The following is a 20,502-nucleotide window of genomic DNA, read 5'->3' as shown; positions in this document are numbered from 1 at the left end:
GCGTGAAAACATACTGGCGGCACGATGACGCGGGCGGCAGACGGTGGAGTCCACGCTGACCAGGTCCAAGTCGGCCGCCGCTCTGCTGGTCATCAAGTTCATCAGGTCTTCCAGAACCCCGTCGCGCGCCCAGACCCAGCTGGTGGTGGCGGTCCTGCACTTCGTCCGGGGACGACGAGGATCCCGCCGGGCTCGTCGGTCGCTTGATGGGGCATCTGGCTCAGGGCAGCCATGTGGCGATCTCCCATGGCTATGAGGGCGGCATGGACCTTGGCGGCACCGCGCACTCCAAAGCCGTGTATCGAAGATCGAAGCCGCCGATCTACTCACGAGACCCGGCTGAGGTGTGAATAGTTCTTCACCGGGCTTCACCTCCTTGGCCCCGGCATCGTGTGGGCCCCGAGTGGGCCGCCCGCGTCCCCGCTGCACGGAGCAAACCCGCAAGGGAGCCACTTCATCGGCGCCGTCGCCCGCAAGCCCTGAACCGGTCAGACCCTCCTGGGCGTGACCGCGGTCGGCAGGCTGGTGAAACCGCGCTCATAGGGCGAGTTGATGCGGCGGGCACCGGTCTCATTGATGCTGTAGACGCTGACCCGGGCCGTGAGCTCCTCCAGCGCGACGCGGACCTCCAACCGCGCCAAGTTGGCGCCGATGCAGTGGTGCCGGCCAGACCCGAAGCTGATCTTCGCAGCACTATCGCGGCCCAGGTCGAATCGGTCGGGCTCGTCGAGCACGCGCGGGTCGCGATCGGCCGAGCCGACCAGCAGCATTCGAGCTTTCGCCGGGGTGGTCACGCCATGCAGGGTGAATTGCTCGGTTACTTTCCGCCCGTCAGCCTGCGTCGGCGCCTCCAACCGAACTGTTTCTTCGACCCAGCCGCTGATCTGCCCGAACGCCATCAACGGACGTTCCAGGTGCCGCCAGGCGCAGTGCCAGGCTTTGGCGATCAGGTTGGTGGTGGCCTCGTTCCGGCCGCGATCAGGATCTGTGCCTCGGTCAGGTGGTCGTCGCCCTCGGTGGCATCCAGCAACCCCGAAGTCAGACCGTCGCGACGTTCCCGACGACGTTCGGCCAGCAGATCCTCAAAGTAGCCCGCCACGGCCGGCCGTGCTCAGGTCTTTCACGCCTTTCTGGTGATGCACGATCGCATCCGCGAACCGCCGCACTTCACTGCGATCGGCCTGGGAAACCCCCGTTTGTGCGGGGGAAGCGAGGCTGCGGGAAGAGGATGGTGCTCACCCGGGGCCAGGTGATGAAGTACGGGTTATGTTCGGGGGGCGAGCCACAGCCAAGCGGTGCAGCGGGTCTCTTTGACGCTGACCCGGAGCGGCCGGTAGGCGCTGGGGTTGTACATGCCGCCTCGCTGAGTGGCTTCGTTGTGCAGCTGGTCGGAGATCAGGACCGAGATCGGTGTCGGTGTTCTGTAGTGCGCGTTTGAAGGCTGAGGCCTCGATCAGGCGGAAGAGATGGATGGTGGCGTGCCCGCTCACGCCGCGGTCATCGCGCTGTACATGGCCGAGATGGATGGCCAACCGAAGGCGTAGGCGGGTGGCATCGCCGACGTGCCGGTTGTCGCGGCGCAGGGCGACTGCCAGGTGGTGCACCAGGGGGTCGAGGCAGTAGTCGCAGTCGACCGTCACCGGGACGATGATCAGGACACCGTCGCCGCGGTCTTCGATGTGGCACTCGTCCCAGGGGATCTGGGTCATGGTGAAGGCCACGGCCAATTGCTGGTAGACCCTTGTGCGGAGGACGCTTTGCAGGTCCTCGGTGCGGGCTTGACGGGCCTAGCCGATGATGTCGGCGACGATGATGGTCGTGTACATGGCCGTAGTCGAATACCTCAGTTTGAGTGTGATCGCGTGGATGAGGCTGGCCCTATCAAGCGATCGTCTCGGCGGATCCCACTGCGTTTTCAGTGCAATGCCTGTCCGACGATGTTCTGAATGGCGCTCGGTGGGGTGGGGACGTGGTCACTCCAAAATTCCTCCAATTCCGGGCGGGTCAGGTCGGTATACGGTCGTGTCGGAAGCGGGCGGCCGGTGCGCAGCGCCCAGACCGTGTACAGACACAGGGCGAGTACCTCGTCATCTACACTGACGCCATGCGGGCGACATACTGCGGCATGGCTGGTCGCCGCCGAAGTGGCTCTGTCGCGGGTTGACTGTGGCGGTTCGGGCACGCGCCAACGCTGAAGCACATCGGACCACCCTGGAACCGGAATCGCGGGTACCCGGACAAAACCGGATACAAACCGAATCACAAGTAAGTGCTTGCCTATCATTCAGCGATCTTGGAATGCCGATGATCAAGGTGTTCGGGAAGGTCGGCGAGGCGAGTGTGTCAACTGACCTGTTCCGTTTCCGGTGGCGATGACAGGATGTCCGCCGGAATGTGAGCGGGGTTTCGTCACACACTCTCGGAGCATGGGTTGTCGGACGAGTTCAAGCAGCGCGTGATCAACGACTTCATCGCCGAACTGGACGCCGCGCGAGCGACCGCTGCGCCGCCCTCCTATGCCGCCATCGAACAGCTTGCGGAAGAGTTGCGGCAGCGAACGCAGCAGCCGCCGGGTGGGCCGGTGATATCCCTGCTGAGCTCGACGGTGAATGATCTGTTCACCAAGCAGCGGCGGCGGCTACCAAGGTGGGAGATGACCCGCTCGCTGGTGATCGTGTTCCGTGAGATGGCGGCCCGTCGCGGTCTAGCCCCCGATGTCGCCATCGGAACGGTCGCCAAGTGGAAACAGCGACACGAGAAGGCGCTGAAACTGCTGAATTGCGTGAAACGATCCAGCGAGGGACAGGCTGGGACTTCTCAACTGCAGTTGCCTCGCTTTCAGCGGCAAGCCGACGGCCCCTTCGATGACGAGGACGAGCGGCGCGCCGTTCTCCTCGACTGGGCACGAAAGCAGCAGCCTGGCGTGACCGCCTCCGGGATGCGCGTAGCACGCTCGCTCCAGCCCTGTCTGGTGCTTGAGGAGTGGTGCAGCCGCTTGCGTATCTACGATCCACACGGCATTCCCGCTCACCTGCAGACGGCAGAGTTGGCCGACCACCTTCAGTCTTCATCCGACCGCTACGCCAGGGAAGCGGAGCCGACCACCTTGCAAGCTCATGGGCAACGCATGCTGCGCCGCGCTGATGCCGTCGCATTGTGGATCGTGCTTGAGGAGACGGCACTCCGTCAGCCACCGTATCTGGACCTTCCACCCCACGTGTGGCGCGGACAGTTGCAGCACCTGCTCGACCTGACCAACCTGATTCAGGTCACCCTCCAGATCCGCCCTGCGGGCAGTGCTCACTTCTGCGCCAGAGGCCCGATTCGGCTGCTGCGTTTCCGTCAGGCGGATGTCCCGGACGTACTCGTGTTGCAGGAGTGGCAACACGGACTGTATCCGCCCGATTCGCCATTAGTGAGGGAGTATTATGCTGTGCTGAGCGAGCTGGCTGTTTCAGCGGCGCTACCGGACGACTCGACGCAAATCCTGCGCAGCATCCTCAAGCGGCAGTGACGTCCGACGCCGACGTGGTCTGGCCAACGACCCCAGAGGTCTGCTGTCATGTTGGGGCGCGACGCCTACGTCAAACACCGCCGTGACGACACGGCAAACTCATGGGAGACGAGCGTGAACAGCCGAAACGACGAGCCCGCCCGCCAGGAGCACGAGAAAATGTTGGACGCCACCATCGACACCTCGGTGCCCCACTCGGCCCGAATATGGAATTACTGGCTGGGCGGAAAGGACAACTTCCCGGTTGATCAACAGGCCGGCGACGAGTACGTTCGTGTTTTCCCTGGCATCATCGATCTGGCCCGTCATTCCCGAGCGTTCCTCTCCAGAGCGATCCGCTACCTGGCCGAGGTGGAAGGCATCCGGCAGTTCTTGGATGTGGGGACCGGCCTGCCCACCGTGGACAACACTCACGAGGTGGCGCAGCGGGTGGCCCCGAACTCACGCATCGTCTACGTCGACAACGACCCACTCGTCCTAGTCCACGCCAGGGCGCTTCTGACGAGCACCACCGACGGGGCCACCGACTACGTTGATGCCGACCTCTACGACCCGCCCGCCATCCTGCGCGGCGCCAGAAAAACCCTCGACTTCAATGAACCCATTGCTCTGATCCTCAACGGCATCATGGGCCACGTCACTGACGATGCCACGGCCCGAGATCTCGTCCGGCGCCTCTTGGCCGGACTTCCGTCGGGCAGCTACCTGGCGTTGAACGACGGCACCGACACCGACGAGGCCTTCGCCGAAGCCCAGGAGGGCTACGACGAAACCGGCGCGGTCCCGTACCGACTCCGCCGACCCGACCAAGTCGCCGCCTTCTTCGACGGGCTAACCATGGTCGAACCAGGCTTTGTCCCGGTCAACCGCTGGCATCCTGAACCCAGCCCCTTCGAACCGACGCCGGACGCCCACGCCTACGGTGGCGTCGGGAGGAAAGACTGAATCCCTCAACCGCCATACCGATCAACCCTGGTGAGAAGCCCCTGCGGCGGATCGGGCGTGTGCTGATACTTCGGCGCAGCTCTCTCGAGGCGTTGGGATGATGGCTCCGGGAGTCAGGGGTGCAGGTGGCGAGGATGCCTCGTGGTTGGGGTGCTTTCGGTCTTAGCTTTGAATATTGGACAGTATGCCGTTGGTGCCTGCCGGAGCGGTGTCCGAAGGTACGGTGGGGCTAGTGCTGGTGGTTGGCAGATGGGCGCTTCAGGAAGGGCCTTCAATGTCCGACGTTGCTCCTCAAGCCGCGGCCGCCGATGAGGCGCTGTTCGAGCCGAAGCCGGTTCTTCGGCCGCGCGAGCAGGTGGAGGAGCAGATCCGCCAGGCGATCCTCAGCGGCCAGTTGGCGATCGGGACGCGGCTGCCGAGTGAGGCCGCGCTTGCCTCGAAGTTCTCGGTCTCTCGGACCACGGTTCGCGAGGCGTTGCGCTCGTTGGCGGCCAATGGCCTCATCACGAAGGTGCCGGGCTCCGGAGGTGGCAGCTTCGTCCGAAGCGTGGACCATTGGGCGCTGGGGCAGGTGGTGCTGGAGGGGATGCAGAACCTTCTCAAGCTCGGCACGATTGAGCCGGGTGAGGCGGGTGCTGTACGCCGGATGCTCGCGGTGCCGACCGCCCGGCTCGCCGCGGAGAACCGGACCGGCGCCGACGTCCGCGCGCTTGAACGAATCCTCGCCCAGCTGGCCCGCACTTCGCGCGACGACCCGAAGGCTCTGGCGATGGACACCCAGTTCCACACGACGGTGGCGCTCGCCTCCCGCAACCGGGTCCTCGCATGCCTCATCTACGCGCTGCACATGGTCACCGAGCCCGTTCGCGACGCCGAGTCGGCCGAGGAGGCCGGACGGCGGCACCAGCGGCTGCTCGACGCGATCAAGGCCGGGGATCCCGATGCCGCGGAGCTCGCCATGACCGCTCACGCCGCGTACGTCGAGGAGCATCCCAGACCCGCGCCGAACGGCGCCGCGTCCACGGCACCCGGGCCTGTCGAACTCGGGCCGGCGGACGAGGGCCGGGCCGGCATCTGACCATGGGTCGTGTGACCGCGATTCACGCCGTGTACGGCTTCGCGGCCTGTGCCATCGCCGCGAAGGCCTCGCCCGTCTGCGGTACGAGTTCGGCCTCGGTGAGATCCATGACCTCGTCCAGGTGATCCCGTACGTCCTCGGGCCGTTCGCCCAGGTCTTCCACGCGCGGTGACTCCTTGAGGACGAGACGGGACACGCGACCGAAGGCCGACTGGAGCACCTCTCCATTGAGGCGGCAGTCCTCGTGGGCCAGGTAGGCCACGGTCGGGGCGACTCGATCCGGAGAGTTCCGCATCGCGGCGGTCGCCGCGTCCGATCCCTCCCGCATCGCCACCGCGACCATGCGGGTCCCGGCGCCCGGGCCGATCGCGTTGACCTTCACGTCTCCGTGCCGCGAGGCCTCGATGGACAGGGAGCGGGTGAGTCCGATGACGCCCGCCTTGGCCGCGCCGTACGCCGAGAGTTTCTCGATGCCCTTCGCGGCGGCGGAGGTGGTGTTGACGATGCGGCCGTAGCCGGTCTCGCGCATGTGCGGCCAGACGGCGCGGCACATCCACAGGGTGCCCATGAGGTTGACGTCCATGGTGAGCCGCATGTGAGCGTCCGACATCTCGTCGGCCTCCGCGTAGATGCACACGCCGGCGTTGTTGACCAGGATGTCGACGCCTCCGAACGCGTCCACTGCTGTCTGGACGATCGCGCGGGCGCCGTCGGGGTCCGCCACGCTGTGGGTGTCGGCCACGGCCCTGCCGCCGGCCGCACGGATCTCGTCGACGACGGTGTCGGCGGACGCGTTGTCCGAAGCGCCCTTGACGCCGCTGCCCACGTCGTTCACCACGACTCGGGCGCCGCGCGACGCCAGCATCAACGCGTATGACCTCCCGAGCCCGGGGTCTCCGCCCGCGCCGGTGACGATGGCGACCCGCCCGTCGAAGAGCATTTCTGGCATTTTCTCCCTCTTTCGCGATGCTCTGGTCCTTCGTCAGGCGGTGGCGCACTGTGCCTGGGCTAGGGCCTTCGCCGGGTCGGGCACCATGTTGGCGAGGGCGTGGTCGCAGGCCGTCTCGATCTCGTTCCGTGCCGTTTCCTCCGCCGCCGCGATGGCCTGGTCGGCGACACCGGACGCTCGGAGCTTCTCCGCCAACCGGGTGATCGGCTCCGTGGGACTCCATTGGTCCGTCTCGCCCGCGTGGCCGGTGCGGTGTTCGGGCGGTCGCTCGGTCGTGAGCACAAGGAGGGTCGGTCCTTCACCTGCGCGAGCCCGCTCCACCGCCAGACGGCAAGCGGCTCTGACTGCCACTGGGTCCTGGCCGTCCACGTGGGAGCCGTCCATGCCGCATCCGGCGGCGCACATCCACGGTTCGTCTTCGATGACCGTGTCTGTGCTTGGGGTCACCTCCGGATGGACGTCTTCCTCGCAGATGAAGACCACCGGTAGGCGGAAAGCCGCGGCCATGTTCACCGCCTCTTGGGCACGTCCCTCTCTCAAAGCCTCATCGCCGAACACCGTCAGGGACACGCGGTTGCTCTGGCCGAAACGGCCCGCCATGGCGGCGCCCACGGCGATCGGCAGTCCGGTGCCAGCGGTCTCTCCGTAGAAGCCGTACTGCGGGGTGAAATCGCCCGGAGGTGCGCTACAAGGTCTCCGGGCGGTCGACGCACCGCGTCCGGTGTGGACGCCTGTGGCTCGGTTGAGGGTCTCCGCGAGGATCACGTGTGCCGGTACACCTCGTTGCAACGCCCAGCCGTGCCCGCGGTGGGTGGCGAAGAGAGCGTCTTCAGGCCCCAGCTCGGAGCACGCGCCGACAGGCCCGGCTTCTCGTCCTATCCGTACGTGCGCCGCTCCCGATGGCTGCCCTGCGGCGAGGAACTCGGCGGCCTTCTCCTCGAGGACCCTGATCCTCCACATGTCCATCAGATCGATCAGGTGGTGTTCCCTGGTCATGCCTGCCTCCCTCTGTCCGTCGGGGGCCGTCGTGCGTCCGGGGAATGTCCCGGCGGCTCCGCCGCCATGTGTCGCCCCGGTGTGGCGTGGGGCGGGCCGAGGGTGCGGCAGAGAACCCGGCCGCATACGAGGCTTCCTCGGCGTTGGGAACCTGCGGGACGGTACGGAGTCCTGAGCCGGTCGGTGTCGGTGAAGTCGGTGCGTGCCACTGACCATGGGCCGCTGTCTGCGTCACGGGCCATGAGAGCCCCCTCAAGCCAGGGCCGACCATCACGCGGAGGCCGGCGACCGTCGGAAGTATATGGTCATTTACTTACAGGGTCAATGACCGACAGAGCACCTTCGCCTCGGCTGTCGGACGAGGTTGGCCCCTCCTCCGCGCGGCGAGCAGCCCCCCAGCGGGGGAACCATCGCGAAGGCGCCCTACCTCGCCGCGTGCACCAGTGGGCCGCCTCCGCCTCCGCCCTCGTTGCGCGTAGCTGTCGAACATTTGACTTCGGTTGAGGAAGAAGGGCAACTGTCCGCTCTTGATCAAGATGGCAACTGGCTTCCATCGCGTTCTTGACATGCCTCATCGTCGCGCTTACCGTGAGCTAAGTAAATAGCCATATACTTAGTCTCCGGTGAGGCGGGGTGAGCGACCGTGGCGATCACAGTGACGAGCGGCGACCCGGCCGCGCCCGGCCCGCGTGCGGCCGACGACGCCGGGCACGGTGCGAGCTCGGCGGCGAAGGCGCTGGCGATCCTGGACGCCTTCCGCGGTCCCCGCGCCATCCTGGGGGTGACCGAGGTGGCGCGCTCGATCGGCGCCCCGAAGTCGACCACCCATCGCCTGCTGACCGTCATGGTCGAGAGCGGATACGTCCGCAAGGTCGACGGAAGGTACGCGCTCACCGAGCGGGTCTTCGAGCTGGGCAACCGGGTCGGGTTCACCCTGCTCGGCTCGACGGGTCTCCGGCACCGTGCCATGCCGTTCCTGTCGAGCCTGTTCGTGGCCAGTCGCGAGACCATCCACCTCGCGACGCTGGCCGGGGGTGACGTTCTCTACCTGGAGAAGCTGTTCGGCCACAGCGGCGCCCTGTGCTCGACCGCCGTCGGCGCGCGGCGACCGGCCTACGCGACCGCTCTGGGCAAGGCCATGCTCGCCTTCGCTGAGGACGCGGTCATCGATCACGTCCTCCGGGGCCCCTTCCGTCGCTTCACCAGCAGCACCGTCCGCGGTGCCGGCCAATTGGAACGGCGACTCGACGAGGCCCGATCGACCGGGATCGCATCGGACCGCGGCGAGATGCAGAACAGCGTGTACTGCATCGCGTCGCCGATCCTCGATCCGTGGTCGGGCCAGGCGATCGCGGCCGTCTCCATCTGTTCCTGCACGAACCGCAGGCTCGAAGCGAAGTACGGCCACCTTCTCCTCGCGACGACCCGGGAGTTGTCCCATCAGGTCGCGGGCCCCGCGGATCCCCGCCCCTCCCAGAGAACGGAGCCCCATGGAATACACGAACCTCGGCGCGTCAGGGCTGCGCGTCTCCCGGCTGGGCCTGGGCACCGCGACCTTCGGGCTGGCACCCGACGCGACTGAGGCGGATCGCATGATCCGCGCCGCGCTCGACGCCGGGATCAATTACATCGACACCGCGAACAGCTACGGCAACCAGGCGCGGTTCGACCGGGCGGGACTTCCCGGCGCCGGCGAGCGGATGTCGTCCGAGGAGATCGTGGGTGCCGCACTCGGAAAGCGCCGGGACGAGGTCGTGCTGGCGAGCAAGGTCGGAGAACCGATCGGAGGCGGCCCCAACGATCGCGGTCTCGGCCGCACGCACATCATGCGGATGGTCGAACGGACCCTGAGCCGCCTTCGGACGGATCATCTGGACATCTACTATGCCCACCATCCCGATCCCGACACCGGCATCGCGGAACTCCTCGGCACATTCGATGACCTCATTCGCCAAGGCAAGATCCGCCACTACGCATTGTCCACCTATGACGGGTGGCAGCTGACCGAAGCACTTCTCGTCGCGGAGAACATCGGAGTCCGAAAGCCCATCTGCCATCAAACCCGCTACAGCCTCGCCAAGCGCTGGATCGAGCGAGAAGTGCTTCCCGCCGCGCGGCATTTCGGCTTGCCAACGGCCGTGTTCAGTCCTCTTGCGGGCGGGCTGTTCGCGGCGGGAACAGCGGACCGTCCGTACCAGGGCGACGCTCGCTGGGGAGGGCAGGGATTCACCGGACACGAACGCGACCTGGCCATGGCTGTCACCGGACTCGCGAACAAGTGGGGTCTTACGACATCGGGCGTCGCCCTGGCATGGCTCTTGGGCAGGCCGGGCATCGCCACGGCCATCGTCGGCCCGGAGACGGTGGAAGAACTGAATCAACTTGTGCCGGCGGTCGACGGTGTCAGGTTGGACGACGCGCAAATGGACGAGCTCGACCGGCTCCTCCCCCCAGAGCCGACGCTATGGTCCTGACCTGCGGGTCCGCGGGGCGGCCGTGCGATCTACGTTCCGCCCGCTTGGAGGCGCTCAGCCGCATGACCACCATTGCGGACCGGCCGGTCGTCCTTTGAATCGGGTCTCGGGATGAAGGTATGATGATCTAATTCTCGGATGATCGTACGGCGAGCGGAGGTGCGGGTGGCTGCGGTCCGTCTGCGGCTGCTGAAACGGTGGGGGCGGCTCAACGGCCGCCTGATGCAACAGCCCCGAAAAGGAGATCACTCCCACGAGCCGTTCCGGTCGACGAGGTGAACCGGAATCGCACCGCCCGTGGGGGGCCCGCGCGCGGGCGCAATGCCGAGCTGACTCGCGCCGAGATCGTCAAGGCGGCCGCCCGGCATTTCGCCGCACGCGGATACGCCCATGTGACCCTGCAGGAGATCGCGGCGGACGCGGATGTCACCGCGGCACTGATCAACAGGTATTTCGGATCGAAGCGCGCCCTTTTCGAGGTGGTCGCCTCGGCGAAATTCGGCTATGAGCCGGAGATGCCGGACACCGCGCCCGAGTGGGCACGCCGGCTGCTCGAATTCTGGGACGACGTCCAGGCCCGGACCCCCGCCGTCGCACTGGTGAGGTCGGTCGACCTCGACGGCGGAACGCTGCTGCAGGCGGAACTGGAGGAGCGGTTCACCGGCCCCCTGAGAGCGAAGCTCGGAGACCGGGACGACTCCGAGACGATCCTGCGGTTGATGGCGTCGTTGACAATGGGGCTCGGGCTCTTCGGTATCGGGGCGATCTTCGGCCGCTCGCTGGACGACCTGAGCGAGCACGAACGCGACGCGCTGGAGCGCAAGCTCACGAAGATCATCGAAGCCTGCCTGACCGACGAGTAGGACGCACCGCCCTCCTCCGCCTCTTCCGGCGCCTGACCGGTCTTACGAACGAAAGACGGCGCTCCACTCGTTCGAGCAGGGCCGTCGGTGATCTGACCTCGACGCAGAGGGTGCCGGGCTCACGCCCTGAGCGGCGCCCCGGGCACTCGTGGATCGTGCTCCGGGGCGCCGGGCGGCTGCTCTCGCCGGACGCGCGGATCGGTGCCTACTCAGGCGGCTGTGTGCGGAATCGGGCCATTGTTAGCGTGCGCTTCCAAGCGGCCCTAAGACGTCGGCTCGTTCGCTCCGGTCATCGCTTCCGGGCGTCGATGACCCCAGTAGCTCGCGGCGGTGTAGTGGCCGACGACCCAGGTGTCGTCGTCGACCTGGCGACCGTCGAAACCGTACTCCACCACGAAGTCCGAGGGCGTCTTGAAGAAGCAGCTGATCATGTGGTCGTTGGTGTGCTTGCCGAGTGTCAGGTCGACCATGCCGCCGCCGTTGTCGTAGGCGTGACCCACGGTGTCGATCGAGGCGACCTGCAGCATGATGTGATGCAGCGAGGGCAGCCTGCCGGGAATGGCGACGCCGGCGAGCGTGTGGTGCCGCGTGTTGCAGCGCAGGAAATGGGTCTCCGCGCCCGGTGTCAGGCTGACGGTGTCGCTGAGGCGGAAGCCCAGCTTGCCGATGTAGAAGTCCTTGAAGACCTCGATGTCGTCACACGTGATGAACGCGTGGCCGAGGCCCATGTCGTCGATGACGAACTGGGCGCCCGTGGGCGAGACGAAGGGGGCGGTGGCCTCCTCGTGCCCGACGAAGAACTCCAGGCGGTTGCCCATGGGATCCGTCGCGCTCCGCAGGGCGGACACGCGCCGGGCGGCACAGAGCTCGGCGCCTTCCTCGGTCACCTCGACGCCTTTCGAGTGAAGTTGCTCGGCGAAGTCGGCCAGTTCCTCGCGGGTGCTGATCTCGAATCCGAAGTAGTGCAGGGCGCCATGGGTGCTCTTGTGCACGGCGATCCGGTAGGACCTGCCGTCCATCCGGAAGTACAGCGTGTCGTCGTCCGCGCCGGCCTCACCGACCTGGAGGCCGAGCACGCCGGTGCCGAACTCGCGCCACGCGGTGAGATCGTCGGCGCCGACGCCGATGTATCCGAGGCTTTTGATGTAACCCATCGTCCGGGCTCCTTTGTGGTGGCTGGGCGGGAACTCGCGACCGAAGCGGGGCTCGTCACCGCGCGGCGACGTACTCGGGCATTTCGGGACGGTTCTTGGACACCCCCGCCCAGTCCGCCGTCTTCCGGCTGACCTTTCCGTCGCGGAAGAACTCCAGGAAGATCTGGTTGAACATGTCCGGCTGGTCCGTCTGCCCCTGGTGTCCGCACTCGTCGGGGAAGAAGAACTGGACGTTCGGGAGCCGTTCCTCCTGCAGGTAGCCGAGTTCGACAGGGAAGATCACGTCCTGTCGCCCGTAAAGGTAGATCGCCGGGATCGGCAGCTTGTCGAGGCGGCCCTTGGTGGGGAAGCGCGCGACGTCGACACCGGTCAGCGGCTGGAACGTCTTCACGGTGTGCCGGGCGTACTCCTCGCGCTTGTTGTTGGCGGCCCGCGTGCGCATCTCCAGCAGCTCGTCGCTGATCGACTCGGCCCGGTAGATGATCTTTTCCAGCATGATCCGCATCGAGTCCTTCGTGCCGTCGAAGACCCTGATGTCGGGGATCACGTGGTCGAGCCTCTCGCGGAGCTCCTGCTCTTCGTCGTCGCCGACCAGATCGCCGATGCGGCCGCCGATCAGCGCGTAGCTGATGACCCGCTCGGGGTGGGCCACCACATAGTTCACGGTGTTCAGGCAGCCCATCGAATTGCCCGCCAGGTGGAAGCGGTCGAGGCCGAGCGCCGTGGTGAAGTCGTGCAGGAAGTCCACGTGCCCGGCACGCCCCGGCTCGTAGTACCCCTGCGGGTCCTCGGTCAGGCCGAACGCGGGCTGGTCCGGGCAGTACACGCGGAAGCCGTGCGCTCCGAGGAATGGCGCCATGAATCGCCACCCGGCCGTACCGGAAGAACCGATGATGCCCCCGTGCAGCAGCACCACCGGCGGCCCGTCCTCGCCCGAAGTCATGTAGTGGGCCTTGACGCCGCCGGGCAGCCTGACCCATCGGCTCAACAGGCCGTCGACCTTCATGATCCCCTCGTCGGTGAAAGCCATTGCAGAACTCCTTTGCACTTTCTGCGGCAGACCATCTGCCGGCAGCCTGAGTATGGTCACGGGCATTCGCTGCGTCAGGATGCTTGTTCCGCATCTCTGAACGGCTGCGGACGATTTCTCACACCAATTGACGGGTCGCCTTGCGCAGGTCGATGGCGGGGTCGGCGAGAATCTCCGGCGGGACGGTCAAGCGGGCCGTGATGGCGGTCAGTGCCGCGCGGACGTCCTTGGGCCGGTTGACTCCCACCGCGCCGGTGAGGACGCCGTCCCGGACATAGAAGGCGCAGAAATCCGCGCCCGACGGGTCGCCTCGCCACACCACGTCGTCCGTCGGTTCCGGTGCGCCGGCCATGTGCAGTTTCAGGTCGTACTGGTCGGACCAGAACCAGGGCGATTCGCGGTACGCCGACCCTTTGCCCAGCATCGACATCGCGGCGGCCGCCCCCTGGTCGATGGCGTTCTGCCAGTTCTCCCTCCGGACCCGCCGATCGGCGACGGGCGACCAGAAGCGGGCGACATCACCGGCGGCGAACACGTGGGGGTTGCCGGTGCGGCACAGCTCGTCGACGATGACCCCGTCGTCGACCGTGATGCCCGCCTGCGCCGCCAGATCGCTGTTGGGAAGGGCGCCGATGCCGACCACGACCACGTCGGCGGGATGGCTGACACCGTCCGTGGTGGTGACGGCTTGGACGTGCTGCGCGCCCTCGATCGCCTCGACGCCGACCGCGCAACGCAGGTTCACGCCGTGGGCGAGGTGGAGCGCGGTGAAGCGCCGTGCGATGTCCGGCCCGAGCACCCGCCCCAGGGGCACGGGCGCCGTCTCCAGCATCGTCACGTCACAGCCGAGGCTCCGAGCCGAAGCGGCGACCTCGGCCCCCACGAATCCGGCACCGATGACGACGACCGCGGCTCCGGCGCGCAGCTCCCCCGCCAGAGCCAGTGCGTCGTCGAGTGTGCGCAGGTACGCGACGCCGGGGAGGTCCGCCCCGGGAACGTTCAGCGGACGCGGTCCAGCACCGGTGGCCAGGAGCACCTTGTCAGCGGGCAGGACGGCGCCGTCGCCCAGCTCCACCGCGGCCAGCCGGGGACGCAGTGCGGTGACCGGCCGGCCGGACACAACCTCGATGGCGTTGTCGACGTAGAAGCTCTCATCCCGCAGTCTCGTCGACTCGGCTTCCCGCGAGCCGTCGAGCACGCCTTTCGACAGCGGCGGGCGATCGTAGGGCAGGTGGGGCTCGTCACCGATCAGCACGAGACGGCCGTCGAAACCCTCCTGGCGAAGTGTCTCCGCGGCCCTCATGCCGGCCAGACCGGCGCCGACGATGACGTAGGTGGGGTGTTTGGGCATACCTGTCGTTCCCTCAAATCCGTTCAAGCGGGGCACAGCGGGCAGCGGGGCACAGCGGGGCAGCGGGGCACAGCGAGGGCGCAGCGCGTCCCCGGCGCGATCACACGTCGACGTAGACCGCTCCGTCCTCGACCTTCACGGGATAGGAAGTCAGGCCCCTGGTGGCGGGCGGCGACAGCACCTTCCCCGTCCGGATGCAGAACTTCGCCATGTGCAGAGGGCACTCCACGACCTCGTCGTCGATGTAGCCGTCGGCGAGCGAATAGTTGTCGTGGGTGCAGGTGTCGTCGGTGGCGAAGAACTCGCCGCCGACGTTGAACACCGCCACCGGCGGCTCCGGGGAGCGCTGCAGGACGGTCGCCTCGCCGTCGTCGACGGCGTCGATCTCACAGGCGCGGATCCAGGTCATGGCTATGCACACATCCTTGGAGTCGGAGGAGGGAGATCAGTTACCGGCGGGAAGCGACGGCCCTCGCGGCCGGTCCGCTTCCGGTGCGTCTGTCGCCGCGGCGCCCGCCAGGTAGAGGCCTTGGATGTCTTTCAGCGCCGTCTCGCGCAGGTCGTGTGCGGCTCCGCTCATCTCGACCCGCCCCTGCCGCAGCACGTAGGCGTGGTCGGCGACCTCCAGCGCGCGCTGGACGTGCTGCTCCACCAGCAGCACGCCGATGCCGGTCTCGGCCGCCGCGCGGATGGCCTGGAGCAGCCGCGCCGATGCCATGGGGCTGAGCCCGAAGGACAGCTCGTCGGCGATCAGCAGCCGCGGCCTCCGCGACAGCGCGCGAGCGAGCGAGAGCATCTGCTGCTGGCCGCCGGACAGCATCCCCACGCGGCGGTGCAGGTGCGGCTCCAGCTCGGGGAACAGTTCCAGCGCGAGGCGCCGGTCACCGCGGCTGAGCCGCAAGTTCTCCGCGACGGTCATCCGCATCAGCACCGTGCGCTCTTCGGACACCAGGCCGAGACCGTCCTTGGCCCGCGCGTGGAGGGCCGAGACCACCTCGCAGCCGTCGATCCGCACGGTGCCGCCGTGCTTGCGCAGATCGCCGGCGAGCGTGCGGACGGTGGTCGTCTTGCCCGCGCCGTTCGGGCCGAGGAGGGCGACCACCTCGCCGCCGCGCACGCGTAGGTCGAGATCCCGGACGACGGTGAGGTCGCCGTAGCCCGCCCGGAGCTTCTCCGCTTCGAGAACGACGGCGCGGTCATCCAGGTCGGACGCGGTCGCCGCGGACGGTTCCCGCTCTTCGAGCGCATCGCCCAGGTACGCGTTGATCACTTCCGGATGACTGCGGATCGCGTCCGGGACGTCGTCGGCGAGCTGCCTGCCGAAGTCGAGCACCGTGACCCTGTCGCACAGGCCCAGGATCATCTCGACGTCGTGCTCGACGATCAGCACCGCGACGCGCCACTTCCGCGCGATGCGCTCGATCAGTGCGACCAGTTCGGCGGTCTCGTGGGCGTCGAGTCCGGCCGCGGGCTCGTCGAGCAGCAGCACCGAAGGGCGGCTGACCATCGCCCGCGCGATCCCGCACAGCCGCGCCGTGCCCTGGGACAGCGTCGACGGCCGCATGTCGAGGAACTCGGCGAGCCCGAACTCGTCCACCACGTCCTGCATCGCCGTGGTGGGCCGGGGGCGTCCCGGCCAGACCAGGTCCACGAGGTAGCGCGCCGGGTGGTGCCGCTCGGCGGCCACGAGCAGGTTCTCGCGGACGGTCATCTCCTCGAACAGCTCGACGCTCTGCCAAGACCGCGCGATGCCGCGCCGGGCCCGTTTCTCCGGCGACCAGGCGTCGATCACCTGGTCGCCCAGCAGCACGGACCCGGCCGTGCGCGTGGAGAAGCCGGTGATGACGTCCACCATGGTCGTCTTGCCCGCGCCGTTCGGGCCGATCAGCCCGAGCACCTCTCCCGGACGGACGCTGAGGCTCACGTCGTCGAGGGCCACGACGCCGCCGAACCGCTTGGAGACGTTGCGGACCTCCAGTGCCCTCGGCTGGTGCGGCCGCCCCGGGACGGGCGCGGCCGGGGAACCGGTCCGGCGCCACCTGAAGTCCGGCAGCCGGCGTCCGACGAGGTTGGCGTACAGCGCGGCGAGGCCGTCGGGGCACTGGCGCATCAGCAGGATCACGCCGAGACCCGAGACGATCTGGATCCAGAAGACCGTCTCGGTGTTGCCGGGGAACAGCTGGTCGAGGACGTGTGTCGTGATGCCGCCCTCGGTCTGGGCACCGCCGATGACGCTGCCGGAGGCGAATCCCACTCCCCCGAGCACGGCGTTGAGCACGGCGTTGATCGACCCGGCGATGTCGAACTGGTTGAACTGGATCTGCGGCTGCCGGAACCCGAGGACCACGCCGGCCACCGCCGCGATCGCCGCCGCCAGCGCGAAGGCGAACAGCTTGGCGGTGTGGACGCCGATCCCGAGCGACGCCGCCGCGCGCTCGTTCCCGCGGACCGCGAGCAGGCGCCGGCCGGTCCGGCCGCGGCGCAGGTTGGCCACCATGAGCCCGACCGCGACGAACATGGCCAGGCCGAAGACGGCGTAGCGCGCAGGATGGCCGATCGGGTCGAGCGAGAGTCCGAACAGGCTCGGCGTCGTGACGAGCGTGCCGACGTATCCGCCCGTCAGCGCGCCGTTGCTGAAGACCAGCGCGTTGATCATGAGCGCGAGGCCGAGGGTCGCCACGGTGAGGCTCACCCCCCGCGCCCGGAGGGCCAGCAGGGCCACCAGGAGTCCGGCCGCCGCCGTGGCCGCCACGCCGGCCACGAGTGCGGCGCCGAACGCGAAGCCCTGGGTCGCGACGAGACGGGCGGCCACCCAGCAGCCGAAGCCGGCGAGGGCGAACTGCGCCAGCGACAGCTGGCCCGCGTAACCGGTGACGACCACGACGGAAAGGACGAGGAGCCCGCCGGCGATGCTGATGGTGAACGCGTCGACCCACGTCCCGGAGACCTGGAACGTGATGACCGCGAAGACGGCGCCGGCGCCGATGATGAGGCCCGGCCGGAGCCGGCCGGTGCCCGGCAGCGGCATCCGCGCGGACGTCTCACCGCGCTGGAGGCGGGCCCGGCCGCCGAACACGGTGATCAGGATGACGACCAGGAGCGGGACGGTGTCCGGCAGCCCGGTGATCGAGGGGACGCCGACGCCGAGCGCCTGCGCGATGTCCGGCAGGAGGAACCCCATCACGCTCGTGACGACCCCGATCGCCAGGGCACCCGCGACGGTCAGCGCGAAGGAGGACAGCCGGCCCACCAGAGCGGCGGCGAGTGCCGGCAGGACGGTGAGGGCCAGGGTGCTCCCGGCGAGGCCGATGATCGGCGCGAGGAGGATGGCCGCGAAGCCGGACAGCAGGCCCGCGATCGTGAAGTTGATGAGCTCGATCCTGTTCGGCGACCACCCGTAGGCGCTCGTGACGTGCCGGTTCTCGGCCACCGCCGAGGTGGCGAGCCCGAACAGGGTCGTCGAGTAGGCGATGCGCAGGGCGACGGCGAGCGCGATCGCGATGCCGATGATGAGCAGGCGGTCCTGCGGGATCAGGATGCGGTCGGTGATCCGCACGGGGTCGTTGGGCAGGATCGGCCGCGGCAGCCCCTTGGATTCGTTGCCGAAGGCGATGGCCACGGCGCCTTGCGCGGCCGCCATCACCCCCAGTGTCGCGATCAGTTTCCCGATCAGCGACGCCTCCCGCAGGAACCCCAGGACCACGAGCTGGGTGAGCGCGCCGAGCGAGGCGGCAAGGAGCAGCGCCACGGCCAGGGCGGGCACGGTCGCCCAGCCGAGGTCGTCCCGCATGCCGTAGAAGCAGAATGCGGCGATACCGCCGGCCGCGCCCGCCGAGAAGTTCAGTACGCCGGATGACCGGTAGTCCAGCACTATGCCCAGCGCCACGAGCGCGTAGAGCGAGCCGGTGGCCATGCCGAGCAGCGCGAACGCCATTGTCTGCTGGCTGAGGAGATCGGTTGCCAACATGGTTCTTCTCCACTACGTCGGAATGCGACAGAGGCGTGGCCGGTCGCATCGTCATCGTCTTCGGGGTGGGCCGGCCGGACGGTGCCGCCGCCTCGGTGGGCGGCACCGTCCGGCGCGAGTGGAGGGATCAGCCGGTTCTCGGGGTGAACGGCTTCCCGACCGTTGCCGGCGACGGAGTCACCAGGCGCGGCTTGCCGCCGATGATGCGGGACACGAGGAACTGGTTGGAGAAGATCCGAAGGCGGGAGAGCGACGCGTCGTTCGGGAAGGCGTTCCTGCTCCAGTCGACCGTGCCCGCCAGTTCGGAACGCTTGATCGGCCCGGCCGTGTTCAACTTCCGCACGAGGGTCTTGGCGTCCATTGTCGGGGAGCCCTTGAGAAGGCCGGCCATGATGTGCACCGCGGACCATGCCTGGACACCGAACTCACTCACATCGCATGCACCGGACGGCAGTCCGGCCGATTTGAGTTCACCGATGTACTGCTTCGCGCCCGGAGAACCGGTGTCCCACGCCACCGGCCACGCGGAGTTGAGCACCCAGAGCCCCTCACCGGCCGGGCCCACCTGATCGAGGAATTCGCAGGTGACCCCGGAGCCTAGCTGGATGACCACGGTCTCGGTCAGCGGGCTGCCCTGGGCCGCCAATTGCTTGACCAGGCCGAGGAACTGGTCACCCCCCAGAACCGGATAGACCGCGTTCGCGCCCGCGCTCTTCACCTGCGCCGCGTACTGCGTCATGTCGACCGTGGTCGCCGGCACCGGGAACGAACCCGCGAAAGTGCCGTTGAGGGCCTCCGTCTGACGCTTGAAGAAATCGATGTAGAAGCTCACGCCCGGGGAGTCCAGAGGGAGCACCGCGGCTCTGACGTTGTCGAGTTCGGACGCCGCGACCGTCGCGTAGGCGAGAGCCGCGTTGACGTTGCCCGCGAGCGGGAACCACAGCGGGCTCGTGGTCTCGACGCTGGACAGGCCCGTGCCGCCGATCTCGGGAATGCCGGCGGCCGACGTGATCGGGAACCACGTCCCTCCCCCGACGTCCTGGCCCATGAACGCCACGACCTTCTTGTTCACGAGCTTCCGGCCGCAGGCGGCCTCCAGGTTCGGGTCGTTCTTGCTGTCGCAGCTGACCACCTCGACGGGCCGGCCGAGTTCGCACGACCGGTTCAACGCCGTGGCGGCGGCCTTGGCGCCGTTGGCGTAGGAGGGATCGGCCGGGATGACCGCGTCACCGGTCAGGACGGAGATGACTCCGAACCTCACCGGCTCGCCGGTGCAGGACGGGTTGACGCCCACGCCGCCCGTCTCGGAACTGTCCGGCGCGCCGCCGCACGCCACCGCCGCCAGAGCCAGCAGCAGGACGGGAACGCATATCCGGTACACCCGTCTCCGGGAATTCGCGACTTCCATTGTCGCCCGCTCCTCTACGTTGTTCTTCATGTATCGGGCAGGGGCGATCCGGGATCGTCCCTGGTCCTGTTCATCGGGAGGCGTTCATTGGGAGCCGCCGGCGATGCGTTGTCGCTACTCGGCCGACGAGTGCACGCGTGATCGGCCGCAGTCCTCATTCCGAGGACGGTGCGGTCTCAGAACATGGTGGTGAGGTTGCGCGAGAGCACCACCGACTGATCCAGCAGGATCAGTCTTCTGGCGATCAGAAAGGAATCACCGTTGCGCCTCAGTACGTCCTGCCGTGAACCCACCCACGAGTCGACATCCGTCTTCAGGCGCGTTCTGTAGACGTGAAAGTTGGACTCCACGCTCAGCTCGGCACCGCGGTCCTCGGTGACCCGAACGTTCGTGATCAGGTGCCGCGTCCTCGACGGCGGGTCCTCCGCCCAGGAGGCTCCGCTGGCGAGCTTCTTCCACCTGGCCTGGAGTAGTTCCTTGTCATCGTCGAAGTACGCCATCTCGCCGGGCTTGGTGAACTCCTTCGCCAGTTCGCGGCGCAGGCGCGTGCGCCTGATCGGCATGAAGTAGTGGGTGTCCTCGGAGAACAGCTCCACCCACTGTTCGTGCTTATGCGCGTCCAACAACGCGGCTTCGTCGTTGTAGAACTTCTCCACCTGGTACTGGAGCACCATGGACGCCACCAGCTCAGGAGAGGCGACCGCCTCCAGATCGACCGTCATCGCCACGAACTCCTTTCAGAAAGACGACGTGTTCGGGATTCAGGACGTCGA

18 protein-coding genes are annotated in these 20,502 nt (G+C 67.7%); 6 read left to right on the top strand and 12 right to left on the bottom strand.

Going from position 1 to position 20,502, the window contains the following annotated elements:
* Positions 1–488: 488 nt before the first annotated feature.
* From BM339_RS43460 to BM339_RS49320, 3 genes are all read right to left on the bottom strand, one after another.
* A complete protein-coding gene (locus BM339_RS43460) occupies positions 489–899 on the bottom strand; it encodes a cytochrome P450 (RefSeq protein WP_075024628.1) in 411 nt (136 codons plus the stop codon).
* A gap of 47 nt (positions 900–946) precedes the next feature.
* The gene (locus tag BM339_RS50430; protein WP_177287916.1) at positions 947–1,099 is read right to left on the bottom strand and encodes a hypothetical protein; all 153 of its coding nucleotides are present in this window, start codon (positions 1,097–1,099) and stop codon (positions 947–949) included.
* A 136-nt stretch (positions 1,100–1,235) separates the two neighbouring features.
* The gene (locus tag BM339_RS49320) at positions 1,236–1,721 is read right to left on the bottom strand and encodes a hypothetical protein (RefSeq protein WP_143118826.1); all 486 of its coding nucleotides are present in this window, start codon (positions 1,719–1,721) and stop codon (positions 1,236–1,238) included.
* Positions 1,722–2,431: 710 nt separating this feature from the next.
* Here BM339_RS49320 and BM339_RS43455 point away from each other — a divergent pair.
* The 3 genes from BM339_RS43455 (at position 2,432) to BM339_RS43445 (ending at position 5,537) form a co-directional block, all read left to right on the top strand.
* A complete protein-coding gene (locus tag BM339_RS43455) occupies positions 2,432–3,514 on the top strand; it encodes a DUF5753 domain-containing protein (protein ID WP_075024627.1) in 1,083 nt (360 codons plus the stop codon).
* 48 nt (positions 3,515–3,562) lie between these two features.
* Entirely contained in the window at positions 3,563–4,459 is an 897-nt protein-coding gene (locus BM339_RS43450) for an SAM-dependent methyltransferase (RefSeq protein ID WP_420883417.1), read from the top strand.
* 274 nt (positions 4,460–4,733) lie between these two features.
* Positions 4,734–5,537, top strand: coding sequence for a FadR/GntR family transcriptional regulator (locus BM339_RS43445; protein WP_075024626.1), 804 nt, complete (start codon positions 4,734–4,736; stop codon positions 5,535–5,537).
* A 22-nt stretch (positions 5,538–5,559) separates the two neighbouring features.
* Here BM339_RS43445 and BM339_RS43440 read toward each other — a convergent pair whose 3' ends face one another.
* Both BM339_RS43440 and BM339_RS43435 read right to left on the bottom strand, forming a co-directional pair.
* A complete protein-coding gene (locus BM339_RS43440) occupies positions 5,560–6,486 on the bottom strand; it encodes an SDR family NAD(P)-dependent oxidoreductase (protein ID WP_024935192.1) in 927 nt (308 codons plus the stop codon).
* A gap of 33 nt (positions 6,487–6,519) precedes the next feature.
* On the bottom strand, positions 6,520–7,482 hold the full coding sequence (locus BM339_RS43435; protein ID WP_075024625.1) for a thiamine pyrophosphate-dependent dehydrogenase E1 component subunit alpha: 963 nt from the start codon (positions 7,480–7,482) through the stop codon (positions 6,520–6,522).
* Positions 7,483–8,125: 643 nt separating this feature from the next.
* Between BM339_RS43435 and BM339_RS43430 the strand changes: the two genes are divergently transcribed.
* The 3 genes from BM339_RS43430 (at position 8,126) to BM339_RS43420 (ending at position 10,819) form a co-directional block, all read left to right on the top strand.
* Positions 8,126–9,064 carry an IclR family transcriptional regulator gene (locus tag BM339_RS43430; protein WP_075024624.1) on the top strand — a complete coding sequence of 313 codons (939 nt, stop codon included), beginning with the start codon at positions 8,126–8,128 and terminating at the stop codon, positions 9,062–9,064.
* Positions 8,973–9,956, top strand: a complete 984-nt coding sequence (locus BM339_RS43425; RefSeq protein ID WP_075024623.1) for an aldo/keto reductase — start codon at positions 8,973–8,975, stop codon at positions 9,954–9,956. The genes BM339_RS43430 and BM339_RS43425 overlap by 92 nt, the downstream gene beginning before the upstream one ends.
* Positions 9,957–10,231: 275 nt before the next feature.
* Complete coding sequence (locus tag BM339_RS43420; protein WP_021592941.1) at positions 10,232–10,819, top strand: TetR/AcrR family transcriptional regulator; 588 nt, start codon at positions 10,232–10,234, stop codon at positions 10,817–10,819.
* 263 nt (positions 10,820–11,082) lie between these two features.
* On the opposite strand, the gene BM339_RS43415 is transcribed toward BM339_RS43420, so the two are convergent.
* The 7 genes from BM339_RS43415 to BM339_RS43385 all read right to left on the bottom strand — a co-directional run bounded on the left by BM339_RS43415 (position 11,083) and on the right by BM339_RS43385 (position 20,451).
* Positions 11,083–11,973, bottom strand: a complete 891-nt coding sequence (locus tag BM339_RS43415; protein WP_083598507.1) for a VOC family protein — start codon at positions 11,971–11,973, stop codon at positions 11,083–11,085.
* A gap of 55 nt (positions 11,974–12,028) precedes the next feature.
* Entirely contained in the window at positions 12,029–13,003 is a 975-nt protein-coding gene (locus BM339_RS43410) for an alpha/beta fold hydrolase (protein WP_075024622.1), read from the bottom strand.
* A 118-nt stretch (positions 13,004–13,121) separates the two neighbouring features.
* Positions 13,122–14,354 (bottom strand): NAD(P)/FAD-dependent oxidoreductase, encoded by a 1,233-nt coding sequence (locus tag BM339_RS43405; RefSeq protein WP_075024621.1) that lies wholly within the window; start codon positions 14,352–14,354, stop codon positions 13,122–13,124.
* A 100-nt stretch (positions 14,355–14,454) separates the two neighbouring features.
* Entirely contained in the window at positions 14,455–14,763 is a 309-nt protein-coding gene (locus tag BM339_RS43400; protein WP_075024620.1) for a bifunctional 3-phenylpropionate/cinnamic acid dioxygenase ferredoxin subunit, read from the bottom strand.
* Positions 14,764–14,799: 36 nt separating this feature from the next.
* A complete protein-coding gene (locus BM339_RS43395; RefSeq protein ID WP_083598506.1) occupies positions 14,800–18,321 on the bottom strand; it encodes an ATP-binding cassette domain-containing protein in 3,522 nt (1,173 codons plus the stop codon).
* A gap of 127 nt (positions 18,322–18,448) precedes the next feature.
* Positions 18,449–19,729 carry an ABC transporter substrate-binding protein gene (locus tag BM339_RS43390; protein ID WP_177287915.1) on the bottom strand — a complete coding sequence of 427 codons (1,281 nt, stop codon included), beginning with the start codon at positions 19,727–19,729 and terminating at the stop codon, positions 18,449–18,451.
* Between the two features lie 176 nt (positions 19,730–19,905).
* The gene (locus BM339_RS43385; RefSeq protein ID WP_024935188.1) at positions 19,906–20,451 is read right to left on the bottom strand and encodes an aromatic-ring-hydroxylating dioxygenase subunit beta; all 546 of its coding nucleotides are present in this window, start codon (positions 20,449–20,451) and stop codon (positions 19,906–19,908) included.
* Positions 20,452–20,502 lie beyond the last annotated feature (51 nt).

Source organism: Actinomadura madurae, assembly GCF_900115095.1.
In the GTDB taxonomy this organism is placed as follows: Bacteria; Actinomycetota; Actinomycetes; order Streptosporangiales; family Streptosporangiaceae; genus Spirillospora; species Spirillospora madurae.
Note: the sequence above shows the minus strand (reverse complement) of the source record. Positions and strands in the feature narration are given on the sequence as shown.

What these genes read in the sequence shown, in the direction of transcription:
- BM339_RS43460 (WP_075024628.1), bottom strand. Translation starts at nt 899, where the DNA reads ATGGCGTTCGGGCAGATCAGCGGCTGGGTCGAAGAAACAGTTCGGTTG.
- BM339_RS43450 (WP_420883417.1), top strand. Translation starts at nt 3,563, where the DNA reads ATGTTGGGGCGCGACGCCTACGTCAAACACCGCCGTGACGACACGGCA.
- BM339_RS43445 (WP_075024626.1), top strand. Translation starts at nt 4,734, where the DNA reads ATGTCCGACGTTGCTCCTCAAGCCGCGGCCGCCGATGAGGCGCTGTTC.
- BM339_RS43440 (WP_024935192.1), bottom strand. Translation starts at nt 6,486, where the DNA reads ATGCCAGAAATGCTCTTCGACGGGCGGGTCGCCATCGTCACCGGCGCG.
- BM339_RS43435 (WP_075024625.1), bottom strand. Translation starts at nt 7,482, where the DNA reads ATGACCAGGGAACACCACCTGATCGATCTGATGGACATGTGGAGGATC.
- BM339_RS43425 (WP_075024623.1), top strand. Translation starts at nt 8,973, where the DNA reads ATGGAATACACGAACCTCGGCGCGTCAGGGCTGCGCGTCTCCCGGCTG.
- BM339_RS43415 (WP_083598507.1), bottom strand. Translation starts at nt 11,973, where the DNA reads ATGGGTTACATCAAAAGCCTCGGATACATCGGCGTCGGCGCCGACGAT.
- BM339_RS43410 (WP_075024622.1), bottom strand. Translation starts at nt 13,003, where the DNA reads ATGGCTTTCACCGACGAGGGGATCATGAAGGTCGACGGCCTGTTGAGC.
- BM339_RS43405 (WP_075024621.1), bottom strand. Translation starts at nt 14,354, where the DNA reads ATGCCCAAACACCCCACCTACGTCATCGTCGGCGCCGGTCTGGCCGGC.
- BM339_RS43400 (WP_075024620.1), bottom strand. Translation starts at nt 14,763, where the DNA reads ATGACCTGGATCCGCGCCTGTGAGATCGACGCCGTCGACGACGGCGAG.
- BM339_RS43395 (WP_083598506.1), bottom strand. Translation starts at nt 18,321, where the DNA reads ATGTTGGCAACCGATCTCCTCAGCCAGCAGACAATGGCGTTCGCGCTG.
- BM339_RS43390 (WP_177287915.1), bottom strand. Translation starts at nt 19,729, where the DNA reads ATGGAAGTCGCGAATTCCCGGAGACGGGTGTACCGGATATGCGTTCCC.
- BM339_RS43385 (WP_024935188.1), bottom strand. Translation starts at nt 20,451, where the DNA reads ATGACGGTCGATCTGGAGGCGGTCGCCTCTCCTGAGCTGGTGGCGTCC.